Source organism: Corynebacterium choanae, from assembly GCF_003813965.1.
Lineage (GTDB): Bacteria > Actinomycetota > Actinomycetes > Mycobacteriales > Mycobacteriaceae > Corynebacterium > Corynebacterium choanae.
This window is the reverse complement of record NZ_CP033896.1, coordinates 1611092-1634499: the sequence shown is the minus strand read 5'-3', so window position 1 is coordinate 1634499 and position 23408 is coordinate 1611092. Positions and strand designations below refer to the sequence as shown.

Annotated in this window: 17 protein-coding genes; 10 read left to right on the top strand and 7 right to left on the bottom strand. The window is 56.4% G+C overall.

The window, feature by feature from the left end; genetic code table 11:
• Positions 1-176: 176 nt before the first annotated feature.
• From CCHOA_RS05850 to CCHOA_RS05840, 3 genes are all read right to left on the bottom strand, one after another.
• The gene (locus CCHOA_RS05850) at positions 177-935 is read right to left on the bottom strand and encodes a hypothetical protein (RefSeq protein WP_123928128.1); all 759 of its coding nucleotides are present in this window, start codon (positions 933-935) and stop codon (positions 177-179) included.
• Between the two features lie 281 nt (positions 936-1216).
• Entirely contained in the window at positions 1217-1966 is a 750-nt protein-coding gene (locus CCHOA_RS05845; protein ID WP_123928124.1) for a hypothetical protein, read from the bottom strand.
• 607 nt (positions 1967-2573) lie between these two features.
• Positions 2574-3419: a peptidylprolyl isomerase gene (locus CCHOA_RS05840; RefSeq protein ID WP_123928121.1), complete on the bottom strand. Its 846-nt coding sequence runs from the start codon at positions 3417-3419 to the stop codon at positions 2574-2576.
• Between the two features lie 455 nt (positions 3420-3874).
• Between CCHOA_RS05840 and CCHOA_RS05835 the strand changes: the two genes are divergently transcribed.
• Both CCHOA_RS05835 and hisS read left to right on the top strand, forming a co-directional pair.
• Positions 3875-4531, top strand: a complete 657-nt coding sequence (locus CCHOA_RS05835) for an MBL fold metallo-hydrolase (RefSeq protein ID WP_164472405.1) — start codon at positions 3875-3877, stop codon at positions 4529-4531.
• Positions 4532-4969: 438 nt separating this feature from the next.
• The gene (gene hisS, locus CCHOA_RS05830) at positions 4970-6259 is read left to right on the top strand and encodes a histidine--tRNA ligase (RefSeq protein ID WP_245992085.1); all 1290 of its coding nucleotides are present in this window, start codon (positions 4970-4972) and stop codon (positions 6257-6259) included.
• A 508-nt stretch (positions 6260-6767) separates the two neighbouring features.
• On the opposite strand, the gene CCHOA_RS05825 is transcribed toward hisS, so the two are convergent.
• The 4 genes from CCHOA_RS05825 to ypfJ all read right to left on the bottom strand — a co-directional run bounded on the left by CCHOA_RS05825 (position 6768) and on the right by ypfJ (position 10030).
• Entirely contained in the window at positions 6768-7277 is a 510-nt protein-coding gene (locus tag CCHOA_RS05825; protein WP_164472404.1) for a CAP domain-containing protein, read from the bottom strand.
• Between the two features lie 190 nt (positions 7278-7467).
• Complete coding sequence (locus CCHOA_RS05820; protein ID WP_123928109.1) at positions 7468-8226, bottom strand: CNNM metal transporter family protein; 759 nt, start codon at positions 8224-8226, stop codon at positions 7468-7470.
• A gap of 86 nt (positions 8227-8312) precedes the next feature.
• Positions 8313-8882 carry a TetR/AcrR family transcriptional regulator gene (locus CCHOA_RS05815; RefSeq protein WP_123928105.1) on the bottom strand — a complete coding sequence of 190 codons (570 nt, stop codon included), beginning with the start codon at positions 8880-8882 and terminating at the stop codon, positions 8313-8315.
• Between the two features lie 257 nt (positions 8883-9139).
• Complete coding sequence (gene ypfJ, locus CCHOA_RS05810) at positions 9140-10030, bottom strand: KPN_02809 family neutral zinc metallopeptidase (RefSeq protein ID WP_123928102.1); 891 nt, start codon at positions 10028-10030, stop codon at positions 9140-9142.
• Positions 10031-10602: 572 nt separating this feature from the next.
• Here ypfJ and aspS point away from each other — a divergent pair.
• The 8 genes from aspS to CCHOA_RS05770 all read left to right on the top strand — a co-directional run bounded on the left by aspS (position 10603) and on the right by CCHOA_RS05770 (position 23249).
• Entirely contained in the window at positions 10603-12402 is a 1800-nt protein-coding gene (gene aspS / locus CCHOA_RS05805) for an aspartate--tRNA ligase (protein ID WP_123928099.1), read from the top strand.
• Positions 12403-13120: 718 nt separating this feature from the next.
• Entirely contained in the window at positions 13121-14449 is a 1329-nt protein-coding gene (locus CCHOA_RS05800) for a protein kinase family protein (RefSeq protein ID WP_245992257.1), read from the top strand.
• Positions 14450-14457: 8 nt separating this feature from the next.
• The gene (locus CCHOA_RS05795) at positions 14458-15894 is read left to right on the top strand and encodes a replication-associated recombination protein A (protein WP_123928096.1); all 1437 of its coding nucleotides are present in this window, start codon (positions 14458-14460) and stop codon (positions 15892-15894) included.
• Between the two features lie 195 nt (positions 15895-16089).
• The gene (gene alaS / locus CCHOA_RS05790) at positions 16090-18753 is read left to right on the top strand and encodes an alanine--tRNA ligase (protein WP_123928093.1); all 2664 of its coding nucleotides are present in this window, start codon (positions 16090-16092) and stop codon (positions 18751-18753) included.
• Between the two features lie 322 nt (positions 18754-19075).
• Complete coding sequence (ruvX, locus tag CCHOA_RS05785; protein WP_123928090.1) at positions 19076-19615, top strand: Holliday junction resolvase RuvX; 540 nt, start codon at positions 19076-19078, stop codon at positions 19613-19615.
• 407 nt (positions 19616-20022) lie between these two features.
• Entirely contained in the window at positions 20023-21192 is a 1170-nt protein-coding gene (mltG, locus tag CCHOA_RS05780; RefSeq protein ID WP_245992084.1) for an endolytic transglycosylase MltG, read from the top strand.
• A 334-nt stretch (positions 21193-21526) separates the two neighbouring features.
• Entirely contained in the window at positions 21527-22363 is an 837-nt protein-coding gene (locus CCHOA_RS05775) for a shikimate dehydrogenase (protein WP_123930904.1), read from the top strand.
• Positions 22364-22562: 199 nt separating this feature from the next.
• Positions 22563-23249, top strand: coding sequence for a prepilin peptidase (locus tag CCHOA_RS05770; protein ID WP_164472403.1), 687 nt, complete (start codon positions 22563-22565; stop codon positions 23247-23249).
• The last annotated feature ends 159 nt before the right edge of the window (positions 23250-23408 follow it).

Below are 23408 nucleotides of genomic sequence, written 5' to 3'. Positions count from 1 at the left end.
GGAGCCACAGCATGGTTGTGGTTTTAGGGGCCGTGACAGGCCAAGCTATTGCTGCTCCGATGAAAACAACCCTAGGTGCGAGTTTCGAGCCTTGGTGCCGCTTATACATAACTCCACGAACCAGCAGCGTTTCCGCTGCAGGTTCGTGGAGTGAAGTGTTCTGGCAGCCTAGTGGTCTATTTGTCGGCTGCGTCACCGTCAGGCTGGTTTTTCGCTGCGTCTTCCGCGGCAGGATCCTGGGGCGCCATCAATTTTTGCAGGCCGGCCACAATCGCCGCGAATGTGCCGACGAGTGACATGAACTTCGTGAATTTGCCCATGAAGTATTCAAAGTTGGTGGTACAGGTTGGCTGACCGTTGGTGTTGTACACAATACGGTTACCGATTGGGTTGAAGATTCCGGTGGTTGACGATCCGATGGAAGAACCGGTGGTGTCCCCGTTGTCAATGGCGTTGGCACAGTGCAAGCCATTATCGTCTTTTTCTTTATTGATGCGTTCACCCAATTCAATATCGTATTGGGCATCGTCGAGGTGACGTTGCAAGTTCGCGGCCAGCTTGAACGCGTCGCGTGCTGCTGCAGCATCAGCAGCGGGGTCTTCACCGGTGATGGTGGCAAGTTTCAGCTTAAGACTGTCGATGGCAAGTTCGGCATCGTCGAGTCGGTTCACCGCTTCAAACGAAGCGTTGTAGCCCCATTTTGCGCGCTGCTGTTCGGCTTTAGGCCGCAGCTCGGCGATGGTTTCCCGAGCTTTTGTAAGAGTTCGTTCCAGCTCGGCGACCACGTCAGCGGTGCTGGTTTGGTTGGTGAGATGAACCGTTGGTGTTTCGGCGGGTTCTGCTACAGCTGCTAGTGGTGCTGCGCTCATCGCTGTGGCGAAAAGACTCGTTGCAACAAGCATACTGATGGGGCGGATGGGTGATATGTGCTGCATAAGAAAGCGAAAACCTTTTCTACAAGGGGGACTTATTGCAGGTTACAGAGCTGGGGTACGTGGTCGGATGGTGGAACACTTGCTGCCGCAGCCTAAAGTACACGGCCGGCTGCACTGTTTTTTAAGGATGATTGATCGTTGGTGATGCACGAATCCACCGCCGCACGGTAGCAGAACACCCCGCGGTGTTGGCGACAACATAATGTTGTTTCTTCAACTCGCGGGGTGCCGCAAACCATGAACGTGAGCGGACTGCTCACAGCGAACTGGTTATCGTCGCATTACGGGGCTGGGATCGGGAGGATCGGGTTGCCCTTAGCAACAGTGTCGCTGATCTTGGTCACCGTGGTGATCAAGGTGAAGATGGTGCCGAGGATGGCAACAATCTTGGTGAGCTTGTCGGTGTAGAAGGAGGAGATCTGCTCGCACTTGGGCTTGCCGTTTTCGTAAACGATCCGGTTAGCAGAGGAGTTGAACAGACCCTTGAAGCTGTCGAGGGAGGAACCGCCGGAGGAACCATTGTTATTCGTGTTGCCGCCGTTGATTGCTTCCGGGTTCACAGCGTTAGGGCAGGTGAACTGAGCGTTGCGGGCAGCCTGAATAGCGGTGTTGGCCTTCGAGATAGCGGTGTCAGCATCGCCGAGAGCCTTCACGGCATCCTGCAGCAGACCGTATGCGCTTTCGCGTTCTCCGGAAGCTGGTTTTTCGGGGGCGCCGGCCAGATTCGACTTAGCAGATTCGATGGACGACTTCGCGATGGTGAGCTGGGTGTCGGCTTCAGAAAGCTTCAGCTCTGCATCCGCGTCTTTCAACTTCTCCTTGGCCTTGTTCAGCGACTCCTGAGCTGCATCCAGCTGCGTGGTGGAGTTGGTGATACGACGCTCAACGTTGGACCGCTGTGCAGTGTAGGAGGATTCAGATACTGCAGCGTGAACCATCGGAGTGAACTCGGTCACAACGCTCACTGGGGCGATCGAAACTGCGAGGGCGGTGCCCAAGGCGACCATGGACTTGCGAGCAAAAAGCTTCATGTAGGTAATCCTTCTTATGCGAATAAAGGCGTGCAACTTGTGACAAGGGTAGTTGGTTTTCGCCAAATAGCAACCCTGTCAAAAGTATCGTGGTTCAGCACTGTATGTTACATCGCCACGGCTGTTGCATCGTCGCGCTGAGCGTGCAGATGATCCGCTGTGGAGTCGTAACGCAAACTTGCGGATGCAATGCTGTGGAACCGTGTTTATCCTACAGTGTTCTTTCACCTGGGGGGAGAGAACATTCCTGGAAAAATTTTGGGACAGGGGCAAAGCCGTACTCGGTGTGTATTGCTGTATCGCCAGCTAGATCGCGGTGCGGGCGTTGGCAGCCGAGGAATGTTTGGGCAGTAATATCCTACCGAGAAGTTGAGGCTAATGGGGTTGATGTGACTGTTGTGGGCTAGTAAGTGGTGAGACTTCCCGCCCCGCTGCCAAAGTAGGAAGACCGGTGTGGCGCGAAGCGATGGACGAAGTTGCTGGCTTTCGGAGTGAAATGCGCAACACCGCTGCACAGACGACCAAAACTGGTCGAAGTGCAGCGGTGTAGCAATCGTTGTTGACCAGGCAACCCGATGTGGTTGCCGGGTTGGCGGTGAGGCCTCGGCTAGTTGGCAACCTCAACGTTTGCGATTTTTACTTCCTCAGCGGGAGCACCGTCGGACTGGCCGTCAGCGGTACCCTTTGCCGCAATCGCATCAAGTGTCGTGAGTCCCTCGTCAGCAATAGTTCCGAAGTAGGTGTAGTTCGGTGGCAGTGGGGAATCACCATAGTTTAAGAAGAACTGCGAACCGTTGGTGGAAGGACCAGCATTCGCCATCGCCACCGAGCCGCGGGGATAGGTGACGAGCTGGTCGTCAACAACATCGACTGGGTACTCATCGGCGAAGGTGAATCCGGGGCCACCGGCACCGGTGCCCGACGGGTCACCACATTGCAGCACCTTAATGCCGCTGGTGGTCAGACGATGGCACACTACGTCATCGTAATAGTCTTTCGACGCCAAATAGGTGATGGCGTTGACTGTGCAAGGAGCAGCTGCCCGATCAAGCGTCAGCGGAATCTTCCCGGCGGAAGTATCCAAGGTGATATCGACAGTGCCGGTAGCTGACACATTCTCAGTTGGGGGGAGCCCCACATCCTTGGCCGGCCGCTCATTTTGGTTGTAGGCACAAGTTACTGTGTCAGGCAGTGGGGTAGTGCGCTTGCCATCAAGCACAGGGGCGATGGTGTCAGCATCTTCACTAGCAGTGGTAGAAGATGCTGCAGCATCAACGGTTTCGTCGGTGGTGCGAGAATTTGCAAACCAGATACCGCCGACGATCGCTAAAATAATCGCCAGCGACGCTGCGACAATAGCAAGCGGCTTGCTTTTTTCTTTCCGATCACGGGCACTGAGCTCACGCTCGAGTTGCTGCATCGCCTCCCGGCGACGGGTCTCATTGTTACTCAAGGAGAAAGTCCTTCAATTCCTAAAACGGTGCGCTGTACAAACGCCGTGACACTTGGTCACATACATGACCGGCTATCGCTGATGAACAGACCTGCGCCGATATTCTGCAACGGCGCGCAGTGTCCGGGCATCGACGAAAGCGGTAACGGCAGACTAACGCAATAATCCCGACTCATCCTAGCGGTAGAGCACAACAAAACAGCAATAAGCATCCTGCATTTCACCGTTGCTGCTCAGCGATGTATCGCAGCTCGCTCGGCTTGTAGTCTGGGGGTGTGACACGCTGCTTGCAGAGAAACAATCTGTGAAGCACGCGGCCAAGAAGTGGAGCAGATGCCCCGCAAGCACTGCCCCTATTGGCCGGGGTTACAGGAACGCGAAGTTGGATGCGCCGCTGTTGTGCTGTGTGGAAGGCGTACGACACTACTGACAGTCATCCGATAGGGTGTTTTGGTATGAAACTCGTTGGATGTGTTGCTGGTCCTTTTCAAACAAATTGCTGGATGGTTATCAATAGCGAAACGGCTTCTGTCACCGTCATCGATCCGGGCTACGGTGCCGCTAAAATCGTCGATGATTATTGCCAGGAGCAGCAACTCACCGTGGGGGAGATTCTGCTGACGCACGGCCATATTGATCACATGCGTGACGCAGGAGTACTCGCCACAACCCATGGTTGTACTGTCTCTATTCATCCTGACGACGCATTTATGCTCACCGATCCGTCGGGCGGGGTTTCCAGCCAAGCTATGGCGTTACACGATGTTGGATCAATGGTGAAGGTTCCCGCAGACTCCTTGCAACAACTAACCCATGAGCAACAAATCACCATCGGGGAAGAGCAGTTCACGGTGCGGCACGCCCCGGGACATTCCCCAGGAAGTGTGCTTCTGGTGGGGGAGGAAATCTGTTTTAGTGGAGATGTGCTGTTTAAAGGATCGATTGGGCGAACCGATTTACCTGGTTCTGATTGGTCTGCGATGGAGCAAACGCTCGCCAACCAGGTGCTGACCTTGCCGGATAATCTCATGATTTTGCCTGGCCACGGCCCTACCACGAAAATGCAAGCAGAACGACTCGGCAATCCGTATCTGCGAAAATATCAGTCGTAACTGCAGCGCGACGACTGGGGCATCCCAGACTGTCTGCTTCCAGGGATGAAGCGGTAAACACTGTTTATGCGGGGACATCGAGGAGATCATGCACCGCGCAGCACGCCAATAGTGCAATCGGTACTTCTCGCGTCCATGCCGATGGATTGATTGTTTCGTGCGCCACTGAGCGAATCCGAATGCCTTCGATGGCAGCGATAGCGTGAGTGAACACCGCCTAAACACTCGGTTGCCTGCTCCACGCCGTTGCATGATCATCTCCCCGGGCAGCTGCGAACACGTCCAGTTGGTGGTTGTGAGTTTTCATTCGTGCAGCAGCAAGCAGGCCTGATCCGCCTCCTGTTATGCGCAGCAACACAGGGTGATTCGCCGATGTGCAAGTACCACCGGGAACCGGATCCACAGCTGAAGTTGGGTACTGGTATAAACTGGTTCGGTGTGAGTGAGAAACAACAGTTGACCAAATTTTCCGCACCCAAAGGCGTACCCGATTACTATCCGCCACAGTCGCCACTGTTCCTCCATGTGCGCGACACGTTTTCTCACCAGGCGCATCTGGCCGGCTACGAACATATTGAATTGCCAATTTTCGAAGACACCGGCCTGTTTGCTCGCGGGGTGGGCGAGTCCACCGACGTGGTTTCAAAAGAGATGTACACCTTTGCAGACCGCGGTGATCGTAGTGTGACGTTGCGTCCTGAGGGCACCGCCGGGGTCATGCGGTCGGTCATCGAACACAACCTTGACCGTGGTCAATTACCGGTGAAACTTACCTATCATGGCCCATTTTTCCGCTATGAACGCCCCCAAGCTGGTCGCTATCGGCAACTGCAGCAAGTCGGTGTGGAAGCCATTGGTGTCGATGATCCCCTCCTTGATGCAGAAGTCATTGCGCTTGCCGACCGCTGCTATCGGGCTGTGGGGCTTACACAGTATCGGTTAGAAATCTCCTCGCTCGGCGATCACACCTGTCGTCCCGAATATCGGCAGGCTCTTCAGGCATTCTTGTTTGCACTGCCGCTGGATGATGAAACGAAACGACGTGCTGAAGTCAATCCCCTGCGGGTGCTCGACGACAAGCGCCCCGAGGTCAAAGAGATGACCGCTGATGCGCCGCTGATGTTGGACTATCTCTCCCATGAGGCACGTGATCATTTTGAAACGGTAACTGGGTTGCTGGATGACCTCGGCGTGAACTATGTCATCAACCCGCGGCTTGTGCGCGGTCTTGACTATTACACAAAGACTTGTTTTGAATTTGTACACGACGGTTTGGGTGCCCAGTCCGGCATTGGTGGCGGCGGCCGCTATGACGGTTTGATGGCACAACTCGGCGGGCAAGCCCTATCCGGAATAGGATTCGGTCTCGGCGTGGATCGAACCTTGCTGGCGCTGGAAGCAGAACAAGTCAATCCCATCGATACCTCCCGTGTACACGTCTACGGCGTGGCCATGGGCGACGCCGCCCGGAGCCATGTCGCTGCGTTGATTGATCAGTGCCGTGCACACGGAATTGCCGCGGATATGAGCTACGGTGGTCGTGGTCTGAAGGGGGCAATGAAAGGCGCAGACCGGGCGGGGGCGCGGTTTGCCCTCGTGGTTGGCGAGAGCGAGTTGGAAGCTGGCCAGGTGATGGTGAAAAATCTGGCCACCGGCGAACAAGTAGCCACCCCGCGCAACGACGTTGTCGCTTCTTTGCAACAGCAGCTTTCGCGTCCATCACAGTAGAGTGCCGGTTTCGACGGCTAAGGTGATAGTGATACAAGCCCTCGGTGACGAGCCAAGTGTGGCAGCGCAACCGCCTTCAGCCTCGCCACCGGGGGCATCGTTTCGTTTTTTGCGGTTGCAACGTGGTTGAAAGCGCGTCTGCTTCGCGGCTGCGGTGCAGATCGCTTGCGTGAAGCGCTGGCCGGATTCAAACGTGATGCTGCTGCAAGCAGCTCAAAGCCGGGTATCTACGGTGGGTTATGGATCGTGAAGCGATGGTTGGATTTCCTGCAGTATGCCCTTTACGGTCGATAGCTCGCCTATTCGCGTGCCAAAGGACTTCGGATACCCAGTCGGTGGATTGGCTGCAACAACTTCCCGGCACAGCCGTGACCGGCGGGTATGCGTAGCGATGAGCGGTAGGGTGAGAAGCAGCAGATTTGCTCTTGGTAGGTGCGCGGTTGAACCTGAATTTTCATGCCCACCTGAGGTTTAAGTCACCGGCGCGTTGATTTTTTGGCAGCAGGGTTTAGCGCAGCTGTAGGGTGGCGACTGTTGCCCGTGGCGTGATGACGAATGCTATCGCGCCCCGGGTGGCAGTGGGATGAAAGAGGTTTGCTGCATGAGGCGGGGAGTGTAACCAAAGGTCAATAAGACGATCCGGATCGGGAGCTCCTCCCAGGCAGCCAAGATTTTCACTGATCCCCGCACCAGGGGGAGTGTGCACAAGTGGGGGACATCCGCTGCCGGGCTGCCCGAGGAGATGATCCGACCAGTGCTGTGACGCACGATATAAGGTGTCGTCAAAGTGCAGTGGCGGCAGTAAACGGCTAATGCGCAGCGCATTGACACGGGCAAACAGATATCGCTCTTCCGCACTGACATAAGGCGGCACTGTTGCGGCAACAAGGGGCGTCAACAGTTGGTCGGCCGCCGATGAACTGAACGGATGGGAAGACAAAACTTCCTGCTGAATAATAGATGAATCCGCTGGTAGCTGTGGCAATACTGATGCTGTAGCGTTTGCACTACTGGTCATCGTTATGGTCCCAAAGGTCAAGCCAACCCCGAGGCGACGAGCACTGTGCAACCAACGACAGCTGGAGGTATTCCGCCGCGATTGCTGGTGTGGCAGGTACGAAGTACGAGTGGTGAGCAATGGGTTCCTTGGATATGGCGAGGGCTTTGCTGGTGCAAAATATTGGTGAGCTATCAAGAGCGCTGCGATGCTACAGGTACAGCTTGAGCTCTTCGGCTTGTATTTTCTGCATAATGATCGGCACATCTGAGGGAACGATAATCCGCAAGGGGCGCTGGTTGCTCGCACCGGTCTCGGTGACGATAAGTGCTGTGGGGGCGTGTCCTGTTTCGTCGATCGAAGTAAAGCGTTCTTTTACCTCCGGGCCGGTGATCGTGCGAGGCACCAGTTCCGCCCTGTCACTGTTGGAACAAAACTGTTTGATATCAGCAACGGTGAGATGCTCGTAGCGGTGATCGTCGTGGTGTACGGCAAGAAACTTGGTCATGGCATTCGCGGACAAAAGCCATAAAAATTGTCTGCCCTGATAAATCGGAAAACGGGTATATCCCGTTGTATGGATCTTTGTGAGCAGTTCCTTGACGGTCGTTTCCGGGGAAAGGTTTACCGTATCTTGCCGGGGCAGGAGGGCAAGCGCGGTTCGGTCGAAGTTCATTGCTTCGGCGTAGCGTTCAATTTGTTCGACGACTGCCGCATGCGGCTCGGCAATAGGCTCCCCGTCAAAATATTGGCCATGCACGATAGCGTTGCGGAGCTTGGCAAATATTGTCAATTCCTCAGCCATTGATTCGGTCAGCCACTTCTTTTGCCGGGCACGACGTACCAGCTCGGTAAACCCCCAATGATCGGGTGCGTCGAGAATATCCCGAAAGTAGCGTTCCAGTTGGTTAAACGCCGCCATAAAGCGTTTTACGTAAGTCAGCGACAGCTTCGTTTCATCATCGTTCACCCTCTCCACTGTAGACATGCCGGCGTCTGCTTTCAGCCGGTAGCGGTGAATTACTGGGTGCGGTGCGTCGACTGTTGTGAAAACCGTTATGTCGGGAAGGGCACGGGTCGCAGACCCCGCAAATAGGTATCGACAAGAAATTGTTCGATATTCGGCGCAAGCTGGATTAATCCGGGCACGGGAGGGCGGGTAATATTGACCAGTCCAGCCAGGAAAATCGTGTGGCTCAGTGTGTCGTGGACAAGGCCAGCCTCGGCGGCGAGGCTAACAATTTCTTCACCGAGGGCACCGGCTTTATCACGGTTGGCGAGCACATCAGCGGGGAGTTGATCCAAGTGTTCCGGGGCGAAGGTGGCAACCATGGTGCCGACCCCGAGTTCGACAAGTTCGGAAGTGTAGCGCTGCCAGTGGGAGGCTGGATCTTCTGTGAAGTGTTGGAGAAGGTCTTCTTGCAGCGCAATAATCTGGTGGAAGACGTGCATGCCGCAGGCGTGCAGGAGGGCTTGTCGATCTGGGAAGTTTCGATACAGGGTTGCTATGCCGACCCCGGCATCGGCGGCAATTGCCTCCAGCGGTACTTGGTGGGCATGTTTACGGAAGAGAGAACAAGCACTCTCAATGAGCGCTTGGCGGCGTAGCGCGGCGTCACGGCGCATGAGTGACCATCACCAGCTTTCGAAAAAATAGCCGTGTCGTAGTGCGAAGCACCTCCGGCGACGGTGTTGAAATGTGCACGCGGTATGGTTGGGGTCTTCACAGCAAACCGCCACCCCATTCTAACCGAAGGATGAACTATCAGTTAGCTGGGGTGGCGGTCATCTGGATAGCGGCAGACACCAGGGCTTTATAGCCGGGGGGCAAAGCGCTTCATGGCGGGGACTGCGGGGCAGTCGCAAGGAGGGGGTCGGGAGTGTTAGTCCCGATAGCCGCCAGTACCTAAAAAGTCACAAGAGCTCATTTTGCCGGTTTGGTAGCCAGCAAGGAATGCCTCTTGGCGCTGCTCAGAAGAACCGTGGGTAAAGCCATCGGGATTGACCCGCCCTTGGGTGCGTTGTTGAATATTGTCATCGCCAACTGCCCGCGCAGTTTCGACAGCATCACGCAGCTGCTCACGGGTAATGGGTTCAAGGAGAGCATCTTCTCCTTTGTCGGCGTAATGTGCCCAGATACCGCCATAGCAGTCAGCTTGCAGCTCTACTTTGACAGCATCCGAATCAGCGCCAGGATTGTTGTAATCTGATTTGCCGAGATTATTCTCCAGATTTTGGATGTGGTGACCGAATTCGTGGGCCACAATATATTCCTGGGCTAGCGGCGCATTGCTGCCCCCTAACTGTTCAATCTGCCGGAAGAACGATGAATCAAAATAGGCCGTGGTGTCTCGTGGGCAGTAGAAGGGGCCGGTAGAGGCGCTGGCTGCCCCGCAACCAGTGGTGACTTGACCGTTAAACAGGGTAAGCCCCGGAGCCACATAGTCCAATTGTGCTTGGGTAGGGAGTTGTTCACTCCAGATCTGGTCGAGTGACCGAGCAGTGAATTCCAATCGGCAATCCACGTCACGGTTGGCGTCCGCGCCGGTACGACAATTAGCGCCGGCCTGCGGATCGGATGGCTGCTCAATGGCTGGTTGATCGGAGCCGATGAGTGCACCCAGTTCACTAGGATCCCCGCCAAATAGCAGAAACGCACCAACAAGCAGCAACGTGCCGAGGCCACCACCACCGATGACCATGCCTCGTCCAGCACCGCCGGAGCGGCGATTCGCCCGGTTGCCGGATTGTGCGACATTATCTTTAAACGTCATGGGGCAATCATGCCACATTGCAGGAGCTTTGTACTTATCTGAGGCGGTGAAATGCTTCGCAATAGCCGGTGATTGTAACTGCCCCACGTAAGCGTTGAACGAGCTACACCCCACCCAGCAGGCTGGGGTAGGGCACCTGTTTTTACCGCGGATAAATACCAGGGGAAGTGTCAGATCCCGCTGTAGGTGCTGTGCACAGCGTGCGCAGTAACTGGTGATGGGACGGCAATTGGGGAAGCTGTGAAGCGATGAGAACTGCAAAATCAAGTGCTTTCCACCGCCTGATTTCGCCAGCCTCCAGACGGGGCGCCAAGGTGCAGATTCCTGTGTAACGGGAAGTGAAGGTGTATCACTACGCAGTCAAGCTATAGGTGGCCTGTTTGTGGATCGATCCGGCAATGATAGCGCTGCTGGTGGCGGTCAAACCTCGTGTTGTGCAGGTTGTGCGGTATGGTTTATAGGATTGCAGTGCAACCAAGGTGTGCTTCGCGGTATTTGTCCGCAGGAACCCTGTTCAGCCACGCTAGGGTTGCCGCTAACTGTTATCTCGACGTTGTAAGGATAGATATTTCGTGTTGCGTACGCATCTGGCCGGAGAATTAAACAAAAACACTATTGGTGAGCAGGTGACGCTCACCGGTTGGGTGGCGCGTCGTCGTGACCATGGTGGCGTGATCTTCATCGATCTGCGGGATCGTTCCGGTCTAGCGCAGGTGGTGTTTAGGAATCAGGATGTTGCTGAGCGTGCCCATCATCTGCGCAGCGAGTTCTGCTTGCAGGTTACCGGCGTTGTTGAAGCCCGTCCAGAGGGGAGTGAAAACCCCAATCTTGCCAGCGGCGATGTAGAAATTAACGTCACTGAGCTGACGATCTTGAATGAGTCGGCACCGCTGCCATTCCAGGTGGAAGAGCAAGGCAAAGACAAAGTCGGTGAGGAAGCTCGCCTGAAGTATCGTTACCTTGATTTGCGGCGTGCCGCCCAAGCCAAAGCTCTCACCTTGCGTTCGGCTGCAAATAAGGCTGCCCGCACCGTCTTGGACGCACACGGTTTCACCGAAATTGAAACGCCGACGCTCACTCGGGCAACCCCAGAAGGCGCCCGCGACTTCCTCGTGCCAGCCCGGCTGCGCCCAGGAACGTTCTATGCGCTGCCACAGTCGCCCCAGCTGTTCAAACAGCTGCTCATGGTTGCTGGTATGGAACGCTACTATCAGCTTGCCCGTTGCTACCGCGACGAAGATTTCCGCGCCGACCGGCAGCCAGAGTTTACTCAGCTTGACGTTGAGATGAGCTTCGTCGATGAAGATGACATTATCGCCCTGTCGGAAGAGATCTTGACCGAGCTGTGGAAACTCATCGGCTACGAGATCACTACCCCAATTCCGCGGATGACCTACGCCGATGCGATGCGCAAATATGGTTCCGACAAGCCGGATCTGCGCTTCGACATTGAGATCGTCGAATGTCAGGAATTCTTTGCGAACACTACCTTCCGGGTGTTCCAAGCACCATATGTTGGTGCGGTAGTGATGGAAGGCGGCGCATCCCAGCCGCGCCGTCAGCTGGATGCCTGGCAGGAATGGGCTAAGCAGCGCGGCGCTAAGGGACTTGCATATATTCTCGTGCAAGAAGATGGCGAACTCGCCGGACCAGTTGCGAAAAACATCACCGATGAAGAGCGTGCTGGTATTGCTGCTCATGTTGGTGCAAAGCCTGGCGACTGTATTTTCTTTGCGGCCGGTGAAACAAAACCGTCGCGTGCTCTGCTAGGAGCTGCGCGCAATGAAATCGCCGCCAAACTCGGCCTGATTAAAGAAGGTGTCTGGTCATTTGTGTGGGTAGTTGACGCGCCACTGTTTGAGCCAGCAGCTGATGCCACCGCCTCCGGCGATGTTGCCTTAGGTAACTCTGCATGGACTGCGGTGCACCACGCCTTCACCTCACCGAAGCCAGAATGCCTTGACACCTTCGATACCGATCCGGCCAGCGCACTGTCTTACGCCTACGACATTGTGTGTAATGGCAACGAAATCGGTGGCGGCTCTATCCGTATTCACCGCCGCGACGTTCAAGAGCGCGTGTTTAAGGTGATGGGTATCTCAAACGAGGAAGCACAAGAAAAGTTCGGCTTCCTGCTTGATGCCTTCGCCTTCGGTGCACCACCACACGGTGGTATCGCCTTTGGCTGGGATCGTATTGTCAGCCTGCTCGGCGGATACGATTCAATTCGTGACGTCATCGCCTTCCCGAAGTCGGGTGGTGGCGCTGATCCACTCACCGATGCACCTGCACCGATCACCCCGGAGCAGCGTCGCGAATCGGGGATTGATGCAAAGCCGAAGCAGCACCAGCAGCAGGCGGTCAACAAGTAAACCCCTTTCGATGACCTCCAGGTGGGACCGCTACTCCCACTTGGAGGACGGTAGCGCCAAGCGCAGCTGATGAGATCGGCTATCTACGTCTGATGAGTGCACAGCAGGTGTTTGGCTGCAACCGTGCTTGGCGCACCTCCTAGAGCACGCCACGTCACCGTCGTTGCCTGGCTCACGATGCGCGATTCCCGCGTGAAGTGACCAAGGTAGCTACAGCATTAAGAAGGGCTATCACTGGAGCGCGCCAGCTGGGTGATAGCGCATAGGTGGCGGCTTGGTACCACAGGCCCACCTGTAGTCGGATTTTTATGTCGGGAACAACTAGTCTGCTGCGAGCAGCAACACCGATCGGCAGCATCAGGCCAACGAGGTTTCACCACGTTCGCGAGCGTCATCCCGTCGAGTCGAGAGGATCGTGGCGCTGGTGGTGCACCTCGTGCGACGCTTCTCCGGCAAACACGGGTTGCGTTATCGAACTGATATCGGCGGGCTACCGGTGATGCTGCCAGGGGAAAGGGTGAATTCAGGGGGAGTACACCGGAAGCTGCGGTAGCCCGGCCATGTGGACTGTGCGGTGGTAGAACGCAACCATGCAGGTGTTCAAGGCAGGCTGAAGAAAATACGGGGATAGCAGGTGTTGCAATAGTGACGCACCAGCTACACGGTGTCGATACCCGGTAGACTGCCGGGTGAGATGAGAAAAGAGCGGGTAGAACAGATGCACAGTGTGCAGGAAATTGTCGAAATCGCCGAAGAACTCCTCACCGATCGGTTTGGGGGAACACAGCGATTGTCAGAACCGAGTGACCTCGGCGGATCCGGGAATGCCCGGGTTCTTCGCGTGCGGGTCGCCCCGCAGCCTTTTTTGCAAGCCCGCAGCGTGGTATTGAAATATGTGCCTCGTGTGGGGGATCGTTTCGACGATGCCGCACTCATTAGAGAAGTAGTGGCCTACCAATTTTGCACCTCACTCCCGGTCGATAAACGGCCAGGTCCTGAGCTGCTTGCCTACGATATTGATCGTCGTATTTTGGTGATTGGTGATGCTGGCGACGGCGACACACTCGATGTGCTTCTCGACACCACTGATAGCAAAGCGCGCCTTCAGGTGGTGCGGAAACTTGGTCGCTCCCTCGGGTCGATCCATGCAGCCACAGCTGACCGTGAAGAACATTTCACGATTTTGCTCAAACGGATGCTTGCTCGCTATCCGCACACCAGCACTGTGCAACAAATGCGGGAGGTTACGCTGCCCAAAGCAATCGATCGCGGTCTCGACCTTCTTGTTGCAGCCGGAATTACCGTCGACGATCAGGTGCAACAGTTCGCAACTGAAGCGCAGCGTCGCCTGGTTACCGGCCAACATCGGGCGTTTACCCCATTTGATCTGTCCCCGGATAATATTCTGCTCACCGCCAAGCCACAGTTTTTGGACTATGAGTGGGCAGGGTTTCGCGATGCAACCTTCGACGTTGCCTGCGTCATCGGTGGTTTCCCGCAATTCCTGTTTGCCCATCCTCTCACCGACAGTGAAGCTGAGGCTTTCGTTGACGCGTGGGTGGATGAGGTAAAAACGCTATGGCCTAATGTCACCAACCGGGTTCGTCTTCGGGCGCGGCTGATAGCAGCACTCATCGGGTGGGCAGCTTCCTCGGTGGCCTACCTGTATCACGGGTCGATGCACCAGCTTGTTGCAGAAATGGAACAGCGCATGCAGCAGTCGCAGGCAGACGCAGGTGATATTCCGGCGCTTGATGCCATCGCCCGCAGTACCGCCGAGTGGGATGACGATGTGCTAGCTGGCTCGCTGTTTTCAGACATGAGTGAAGAAGGCCAGCTCGCTCGCAAAGATGTGGCCGACACGTTTACTGCCCTTGCCCGGCTCGCCCACCGAGGTGGTGATCCGCGTTTTGCCGCGGTGGCAACATTTGCCGAATCGGTCCTGGCACGGCTAGCCGAACTGGATACCTCGTTAGCAGATCGTCTAGCTGAGGGAGCAGGTACTCCAGCAGCAGACACTGCCACGACAATCGGTGAGGGACACTAGCGGTCGCTATGGCGGAAAACCCACTGTTTGATGACGCTGCTATCGCCGGAAGTAGACAACCATCCGCCGAGTCGGCGCAGCCCAAATCAGGCTCAGGACAAGCAGACTCAGCGGCGGTGAACCGAATAGCCGATGATGGGTCAACGACCTATTTTCATCCCGGGGCAGGGGCGCCACTTGCCGCTCGTATGCGTCCCCGCAACCTTGCTGAGGTGGTGGGACAACAACACGTCCTTGGAGCAGGTAAACCCTTAGAGCGCCTCATCAACGGCCAGGGAGAAAACTCGGTGATCTTATACGGGCCGCCAGGTACCGGAAAAACCACCTTGGCATCTTTGATCTCGCAGGCAACAGCCCGGAAATTTGTCGCCTTATCGGCACTGTCAGCGGGGGTGAAGGAAGTCCGGGAAGTCATTGCCGCCGCCCGGAAAAACCTCGCTGCAGGGCAGCCTACTGTGCTGTTTATCGATGAGGTTCATCGGTTTTCTAAAACCCAGCAGGATGCGCTCTTAGCGGCCGTAGAAAATCGGATCATTACTCTGGTTGCGGCGACTACGGAGAATCCTTCGTTTGCAGTCGTAGCACCGCTGTTATCCCGCTCGCTGGTTATTCAGCTTCAGCCCCTTGCTGAAGATGACATCGCAACTCTGCTGCACCGGGCGATCACCGATATCCGTGGCTTGGATGGACGAATAACCGTCGCGGAGCCGGCGCTAGAGCAACTTGTTCGACTCTCCGGTGGCGATGCGCGGCGGGCATTAACCTATTTGGAAGCGGTGGCGGAAACCGTGCCAACCGGCGGCGAGCTCACGGCCGCGATGGTGGCCGACAATATGCAGCAGGCTGTGGTGCGCTATGACCGTTCAGGGGATCAGCACTATGACGTCACCAGTGCACTGATTAAATCCATTCGTGGCTCTGATGTTGATGCCAGCCTGCACTATTTGGCACGCATGATCCATGCCGGGGAAGATCCGCGCTTTATCTGCCGGCGGCTCATTATTTTGGCCAGCGAAGACATAGGTCTTGCCGACCCGCAGGCCCTCGTACAGGCGACCGCTACCGCTGACGCAGTGCATTTGATTGGTTTGCCGGAGGCGCGCATCAACCTCGCCCAGCTGGTGGTCTATTTGGCGCTCGCCCCGAAGTCGAATGCGGTGTATCACGCCATTGATGCGGCGATTGCTGATGTGGCGGCTGGTTTAGCAGGTCCTGTCCCCGTTCACCTCCGGGACGGCCACTATGCGGGGGCGGAAAAACTCGGCCACGCCCAAGGCTACAACTATCCGCATCATGCGCCGCGAGGTGTAGTGCAGCAGCAATATATGCCAACAGCACTTGAAGACAAACAGTATTATCAGCCTGCAGGACACGGGGAAGAAGCCCGGCTAAGCCAAGTCCATCGGCGCTTGCGCAGCATTGTGCGTGGCACCGATGATCGATAACCACCATGCCCCGTATCACCCGTTGGGTAGGGGAATCTGCCACTGAAAACAGCCGGAAGTACCACAGGAATGCTGAGCCCAATGTGGGATCCGTTGCTCTGTCCGCCTATACTGCCCATACTGTACAGATAACACTTGTTTCGACGCAGCAGCATGCTGCGCACCCGTTCGAGATGAAAAGGACACTTCGCCGCCGTGCAAACCCATGAAATCCGGGAACGATTTATTCAGCATTTTGTCAGCGCTGGCCACACCGAGGTGCCGAGCGCTCCGCTGATTCTGGACGACCCCACCCTGCTGTTTGTCAACGCCGGCATGGTGCCATTTAAACCGTATTTCCTCGGACAGCAAAACCCGCCGTTTGCCAACGGGACTGCGACTTCCATCCAAAAATGTGTCCGCACCTTGGATATTGAAGAAGTCGGTATCACCACCCGCCATAACACATTTTTCCAGATGGCCGGGAATTTCTCTTTCGGCCAATACTTTAAGCAGGGGGCAATCGAACACGCCTGGGGGCTGCTGACCGGTTCGGTCGAATCCGGTGGTTATGGACTTGATCCCGAGCGGCTGTGGGTTACGGTTTATCTCGACGATGATGAAGCCGCAAATATTTGGCGTGACGTGATCGGGATTCCTGAACAGCGAATTCAACGGCTGGGCATGGCCGACAACTATTGGTCGATGGGCATCCCCGGGCCGTGCGGGCCGTGCAGCGAAATCTACTATGACCGCGGTCCAGCCTACGGTGTCGAAGGCGGCCCGATTGCCGATGACACCCGCTACATGGAGATTTGGAATCTCGTGTTCATGGAGAATGAACGCGGTGAAGGCACCGGAAAAGACAATTTTGAGATCTTAGGGCCGTTGCCGAAAAAGAATATCGATACCGGTCTCGGAATTGAGCGGGTTGCCTGCATTTTGCAAGGTGTGGACAACGTCTACGAAACAGATTTGCTGCGCCCGGTCATCGATGCCGCAATTTCGCTCACCGGGGCAACCTATGGGGCGAATCATGCCGACGATGTGCGTTTCCGGGTTATTGCAGACCATTCCCGCACCGGCATGATGCTGATGCTGGATGGGGTGACCCCAGGTAATGAGGGACGCGGCTATATTCTTCGTCGTTTGTTGCGTCGCATCATTCGTTCCGCCCGCCTGCTTGGGGCAAACGGCGCCACGATGGAAGTGTTTATGAACACCATCATGGATACGATGACACCGTCCTATCCGGAGATCGCCGACGCCCGGGAGCGGATTATTCGCACTGCGGTCGCTGAAGAACGCGCATTTTTGCGCACACTCGAATCCGGTACCCACCTGTTTACCCAGGTTGCGCAGGAGGCTAAGGCTGCTGGCCAGTCGACTCTGGCGGGCGAGAAAGCTTTCACCCTCCACGACACCTACGGGTTCCCCATCGATTTGACGTTGGAGATGGCCAGCGAACAAGGCCTAGAAGTGGATCGGGAAGGCTTCGAAGCGCTCATGGCTGAGCAGCGGGCACGCGCAAAAGCCGATAACAAGGCGAAGAAAACCGGCGGCGCAGATGTCAGTGTCTACCGCCAGTTCGTTGACGAGCACCCCACCCATTTCACCGGCTATACCCAGCTTGCTGACGAAGCCCAGGTTCTTGGTCTGGTAGCTGGCGGGCAGCTGCTGCACACAGCAGAAGAGGGCGACGAAGTTGAGGTGATCCTAGATACCACCCCAATGTATGCCGAAGGCGGCGGACAACTCGGCGACCGCGGCACGATTACTGTCGGTGACACGCTGCTGACCGTGGAAGATGTGCAGAAAGTCGGCAAAAAACTGTGGATTCACCGCGCCACAGTCACCCGCGGTGCAATTGAGGTAGGCCAGCAGGCAATAGCTACTGTTGACCCAACGTGGCGTCATCAAGCACGCCAAGCCCACTCGGCGACCCATCTGATTCACGGTGCGCTTCGCGAAATCTTAGGCCCAACTGCGGTTCAGGCCGGTTCGATGAACAAGCCCGGATATTTACGTTTCGACTTCAACTACACCGATCCGCTCACCCCTGAGCAGCTAGCCCGCATTGAGGCGCTCACCAACGAAGTGGTTGACGCCGACTATCAGGTCAACACCTTCGAAACTTCCCTTGCGGAGGCGAAAGCCATGGGGGCTATGGCACTGTTCGGGGAAAACTACGGTGATGTGGTGCGAGTTGTGGAAATCGCCGGCGATTTTAGCCGGGAGCTGTGCGGTGGCACCCATGTCGGTCACGCCTCCCAGATCGGTCCGGTGACACTGCTTGGGGAATCCTCGGTGGGCTCCGGTGTGCGCCGCATTGAAGCTTATTCAGGGCTTGATTCGATGGGATACCTGTCTAATCAGCGGCACCTGGCTGCACACACCGCAACACTGCTGAAAACACCCACTGATGAACTCCCTGATCGGGTGGCGCAACTCAGTGAGAAACTTCGCGCTGCTGAAAAGCAGTTGGCTCAATTACGCAAGCAGCAGCTCCAGCAGCAGGCCGGTGCTTTTGTCGATACGGCGATCACCGTTGGCGATGTTGCGGTAGTCACCGAATTGCTTGACGGTGTCTCAGGTGGGGATCTCCGCCAGATCGCCACCGATATTAAAGCCCGCTTTGGGTCCCGTGCCGCAGTTATTGCGCTTGGCGCCGACGAGAACGGGAAAGCACCGTTTATTGTGGCGTGTACACCGGCCGCTGTGGACAAGGACATCAAAGCAGGTGACCTCGTCAAGGAAATGTCTCGCTTCGTCGATGGTCGGGGCGGTGGGAAGGCCGACATGGCGCAAGGTTCCGGCACCCGTGCTGCAGGATTCAATGATGCGTTTGCAGCAGTCCGCACTGCTGTGGCAGCCCACTAAATAGAGACAGCTAGGCAGTCGCGATACAGTCAGCAAGACTGGCAAGGTGTCGGCGCACAACACGATAGCTGCGGCCCGTTTAGGGTGCGGCACGGTTTGCAGTTTTTCAGCCACCGCACCCACTACATCCCGCCATTTGCCGTGCCGCCCCCTGTGCGCCAGAGCCCGTCGCCGACACTAGGACTGGGATACACGCAGCATCCGGGGTGTATTGCACTGCTGTGTTTTGCCACCACTGCCTGTGGTATACATTCCGAAAGTGTCGAATATCGGGCCTGCGGGGCGGCAAAGGCTCGATTCTTCGTGGAAAGGACAACGATTTATGCCACACAGCGACGCTGCAGGCAGCTCATCACGGGCAAGCTATCCAACTCCCGATGTTCCTGGGGTTAACGATCCAGGTGCTGGCCGTCGCCTCGGTCTAGACGTTGGCACAGTTCGCATTGGTGTGGCGGTATCTGACTCAATGGGCATGCTTGCCACCCCTGTTGAAACTGTTCGCCGTATCACCAAGCAAGGTCAAGCAGCCGGCGAAGATTTTGCTCGGATTATTCACCTGGTGGAAGAATACCGACCCGTTGAGATCATTGTTGGATTGCCGAGAAACCTCAAAGGCCAAGGCTCCGCGTCTGTCCAGGAAGCCACATTTTTCGGTACGAAACTCGCTGAACTTCTTGCTGCGAATCCGGAAACTGCAACCATTGCGGTTCGCTACGCTGACGAGCGGCTCACCACAGTTGCGGCATCAAATGCGTTACGGGCTAGCGGGGTAAACGCGAAAAAGGGCAGGGCAGTGATCGACCAGGCGGCGGCAGTGGCGATTTTGCAGCATTGGCTCGATGGTCGCGCCAGTCGGCTATAACAGCTTTTAGATGCTGGTTGGACCCCCGCTAGCCACAGCGTATGGAGCGTTGAAAAGAGGGCAGTGGTCCGCATCGTCGCGCAGCACAGCGGTCCAGGTGTCAGGCTGCGACCACGACAATCGTGGACTTGTGCCGCAATGTCGTGTCAGCTCTCCGATCACGATATGATTACAGGCAACACAGCTGTGGGCTGTTTCCCCAGGATTTTCAGCTTGTGGAGGCAGCCACATGCCAGGACATGGTATGGCTGACTGCTTGCTATGTTGCCGCCTGGTGTGGCGTTGCAAGGAGAGCCTGAAACACAGATGTGTTAGGTTTTTGCTGTTTGGTAATACCACCAACCCCAACTGTGATGCCCAGAAACGAACTGGGCATCGTCAATCTGACCCCGCTTGAGGATAAGCCCGTGAGTCGAAACTCCCGCCCCACCCACCCAGACGGACGTTCCCGGTTCGTGTCAGTGGTCGTCGCTGCCGTACTGGTCATTGTGCTTGTCACCGCCTATATCGGAGTGCGACTAATGACTGCACCTGCCGAACAAGACTATGTCGGCAATGGAAACGGGGTGGTTGAACTCGTGGAGATCGCCCCCGGATCGAGTGTTTCAGCGCTAGGACCTGAACTCGTCGAGCGCGGCATTGTGAAGTCGAACAGTGCCTTCCAGCGGGCAGCATCCGAAAATAGTGACGCAGCCAATGTGCAACCCGGCTACTATCGTCTCGAAGGGGAGATGAGTGCCGAAGCTGCGGTGGCAGCCTTGCTCGATCCTGGACACAAAGTCGAATTGTTGCAAGTGCAACCTGGAGCGACAATTAACGATGTGGTGGTTGTCGGTGGTTCGACCCGGTTAGGGATTTTCTCCCAGATCTCTCAGCTGGCCTGTGGGCAAGCAGCCAATAGCAACTGTGTCACGGTTGCAAAGCTCAATGATGCGGCAGCATTTACTCCACCTGCTGAACTCGGTGTGCCAGAATGGGCAATCGATCAAGTCACTGCGCGGGGAACCGATCCACGCCGCATCGAAGGACTGATCGCTCCGGGTGAATATGTTGTTAATCCCACCGCTCAGGCGAAGGACATTCTCCGGGAGCTGCTCACCAAGTCGGCCAAGGTGTGGGATGAAACCGGGATTATCGACAAAGCCTCCCAATCACAGTTCACCCCCTACGAGCTGCTTACCGCAGCATCGCTGGTGGAGCGTGAATCACCAGCCGGCGAATTCCGCAAAGTTGCTCGTGTAATTGTCAACCGGTTAGCAGTACCAATGCGGCTCGAGTTCGACTCAACGGTGAACTATGACCTCGCTGATCAGGAGGTTGCGACCACCGACGAGGATCGTGCCCGGGTGACTGCCTGGAACACGTATGCTGCAGACGGGCTGCCAGCTACACCCATTGCTAGCCCTTCAGTGGAAGCGCTCGAAGCTATGGAAGATCCAGAACCTGGCGATTGGCTCTTCTTTGTCACGGTCGACCAAGATGGCACCACCGTGTTTAACAACACCTTCGAAGAGCATATGAACTCCACCGGTCAGGCCGTCGATAACGGTGTGCTGGACTCACAGCGGGAACAGTAAAAACACCGGACGATTCCTTCACGACATGGTTTTTTCGGCACCATGGTTGTCGCCTCTGAGAGGCCGGCCACCATGGTGCTTTTTTCATCTTGGAAAACCCTGGCGTTCTTGCGGTTGGCGTATTGCAAATCCTGGGAGGGTATGCAAGCATCGAGACATTTTCCGGCTTCCCATCGCAGCGCACTATGAGGAGCACTTGGGAAAGTGCAGTGCAAAGTGTTGCGGATCCGCCATTTCACGGGTGTCGCCGGTTTGCAGGTAGCATCGCTACCATCCGGCGGTGGATGCACCGCACCGGAAAGCTGTTGATGGTAGCGAATTTGAAGGCGGCAATATGGGTGAACAATTACGACAAGCAGCAGTCTTAGGTGATCCGATTGATCACTCGTTATCACCGGTGTTGCACAATGCTGGATATGCCGCATTAGGGCTTAGCAACTGGCACTATGACCGCATGCGGTGCACCGGGGAGATGCTGCCGAAGCTTGTTTCCACCGCGCCGCAGCGTTTCGTCGGCTATTCGGTGACAATGCCGGCAAAATTTGCGGCATTAGCGTTTGCCAGTGAAGCCTCCGCGCGGGCGCGCATCATTGGCTCAGCAAACACTTTGCTGCGTCGGGACGATGATAGCTGGTTTGCTGATAACACCGACTGTGACGGGATTAGTGGTGCTCTGGCGGGGTTGGGAATTGATCACGACCATCCACCGCAGCGGGCGGTCATTATCGGGGCTGGGGGAACCGCGCGGCCGGCAGTGTATGCGCTGGCAGCCCTCGGCGCATCCGTGATCACCCTCATCAATCGTCGCGATCGAAGTGCCGAGTTTGTTGACCTGCAGCAGCAGATCGACAGTGAACTTGCCATGGCATCGTTCGCGGATGTACCCGCATTGTGTGCTGCCGCAGATGTGGTGATCTCCACTGTCCCTTCCCAGGCAGTAGCAGGGATCGCTCCGGAAATTGTCCAAGCACCATTACTAGATGTGATCTACCATCCGTGGCCAACCCCACTAGTTGCACAAGCTGTTGCGACGGACATCCCGGTTGTTGGTGGTCATGTCATGCTGGCGCATCAGGCGTATAGCCAATTTACGCTGTTTACCGGCCAAAAGGCTCCCCACCAGGCCATGTGGGAGGCGTTGACTGCCGCATTATCGCTTCCCGCGCAGTAAGCTGCTTGCGTTCGCCAGTCGCAGAACACGATCCCCGGCTCTGGTGCAACGTGCAGCCCAGAAGATGCAGCTGCCGCTGCACTGTGTCGTAGGGTAGATGGCGGAACCGACACGAAGCGGTTGGCAGTCTGAACCAAGTGTGAAAAGAGAACAACTTGCCACGCGGTACAGCATTGATGCAGCAGCAAACTCGAACGCTGTGGCACCTGCAGGGTGTAGCGCATCAGCAGGGAAAACAACGACCGACCCTGCAGCGCGGTCCAGTCACCCCAGCGATGCTGCGCCTGGTGCAATTTCCGCCATTGACGACCCCAGGGCAGCGATCTCCCGCCGGCAAGTGCTTCGCCACGTTGGCTACCAGCTGCTGGTAGCAGCAGCAATAGTGGTGCAAGTCGCAACCAGCACCCATCCTTGGTGTTTTCAGTCGGCAGACTCTGTTGTCGAAGGGGTTGTGCTGTGCACAGTATCCCCGGCTGCGACAATGGGTCGTGTTGGGGCATTGGCGATAGTCACTTGGTGGCTGGTAGGTGTAGCCAGGTACGACTGGGTGACCGGCCGGATTCCAGATGTGGAAATCTTGCCCGTGGGGTGGGCGGCAGGAGTCTTATTGCTCAGCAGCGGGCATGGGGCAGCGGTAATAACCGGCCTGGGTTGGTGGCTTGCCTATCTCATCATCGCAACTATTTGTGGCGGTCTCGGCGGGGGAGATATCAAACTTGCAGGAGTGTTGGGGATGCTGCTTCCCGATGCGGGCAGTGTGCTATTGGTACTAGGGATTGCAAGCGTGCTGCATCTTCTGCTGCTGGGGAAGCTACGAACGGTTAGCGCCCCGCACAGTCCAGCAATGGTAGCCGCCACAGGCCTGGTTGTATTTGCGGGTATGTAAATGACTTGAGCAGGTTCGTTGTAGCAGCACCAACATTGGAAAAGCATCGGCTTTTTCGCAGGTGGGCGGCGAATAGGGGTGCTGCTGCTTGCCCGTATGTAGGGGAGCTGAGCAAAAACACTGCCCTGGCTTACAGTGTGCGGCAGTCTTCTGACACAA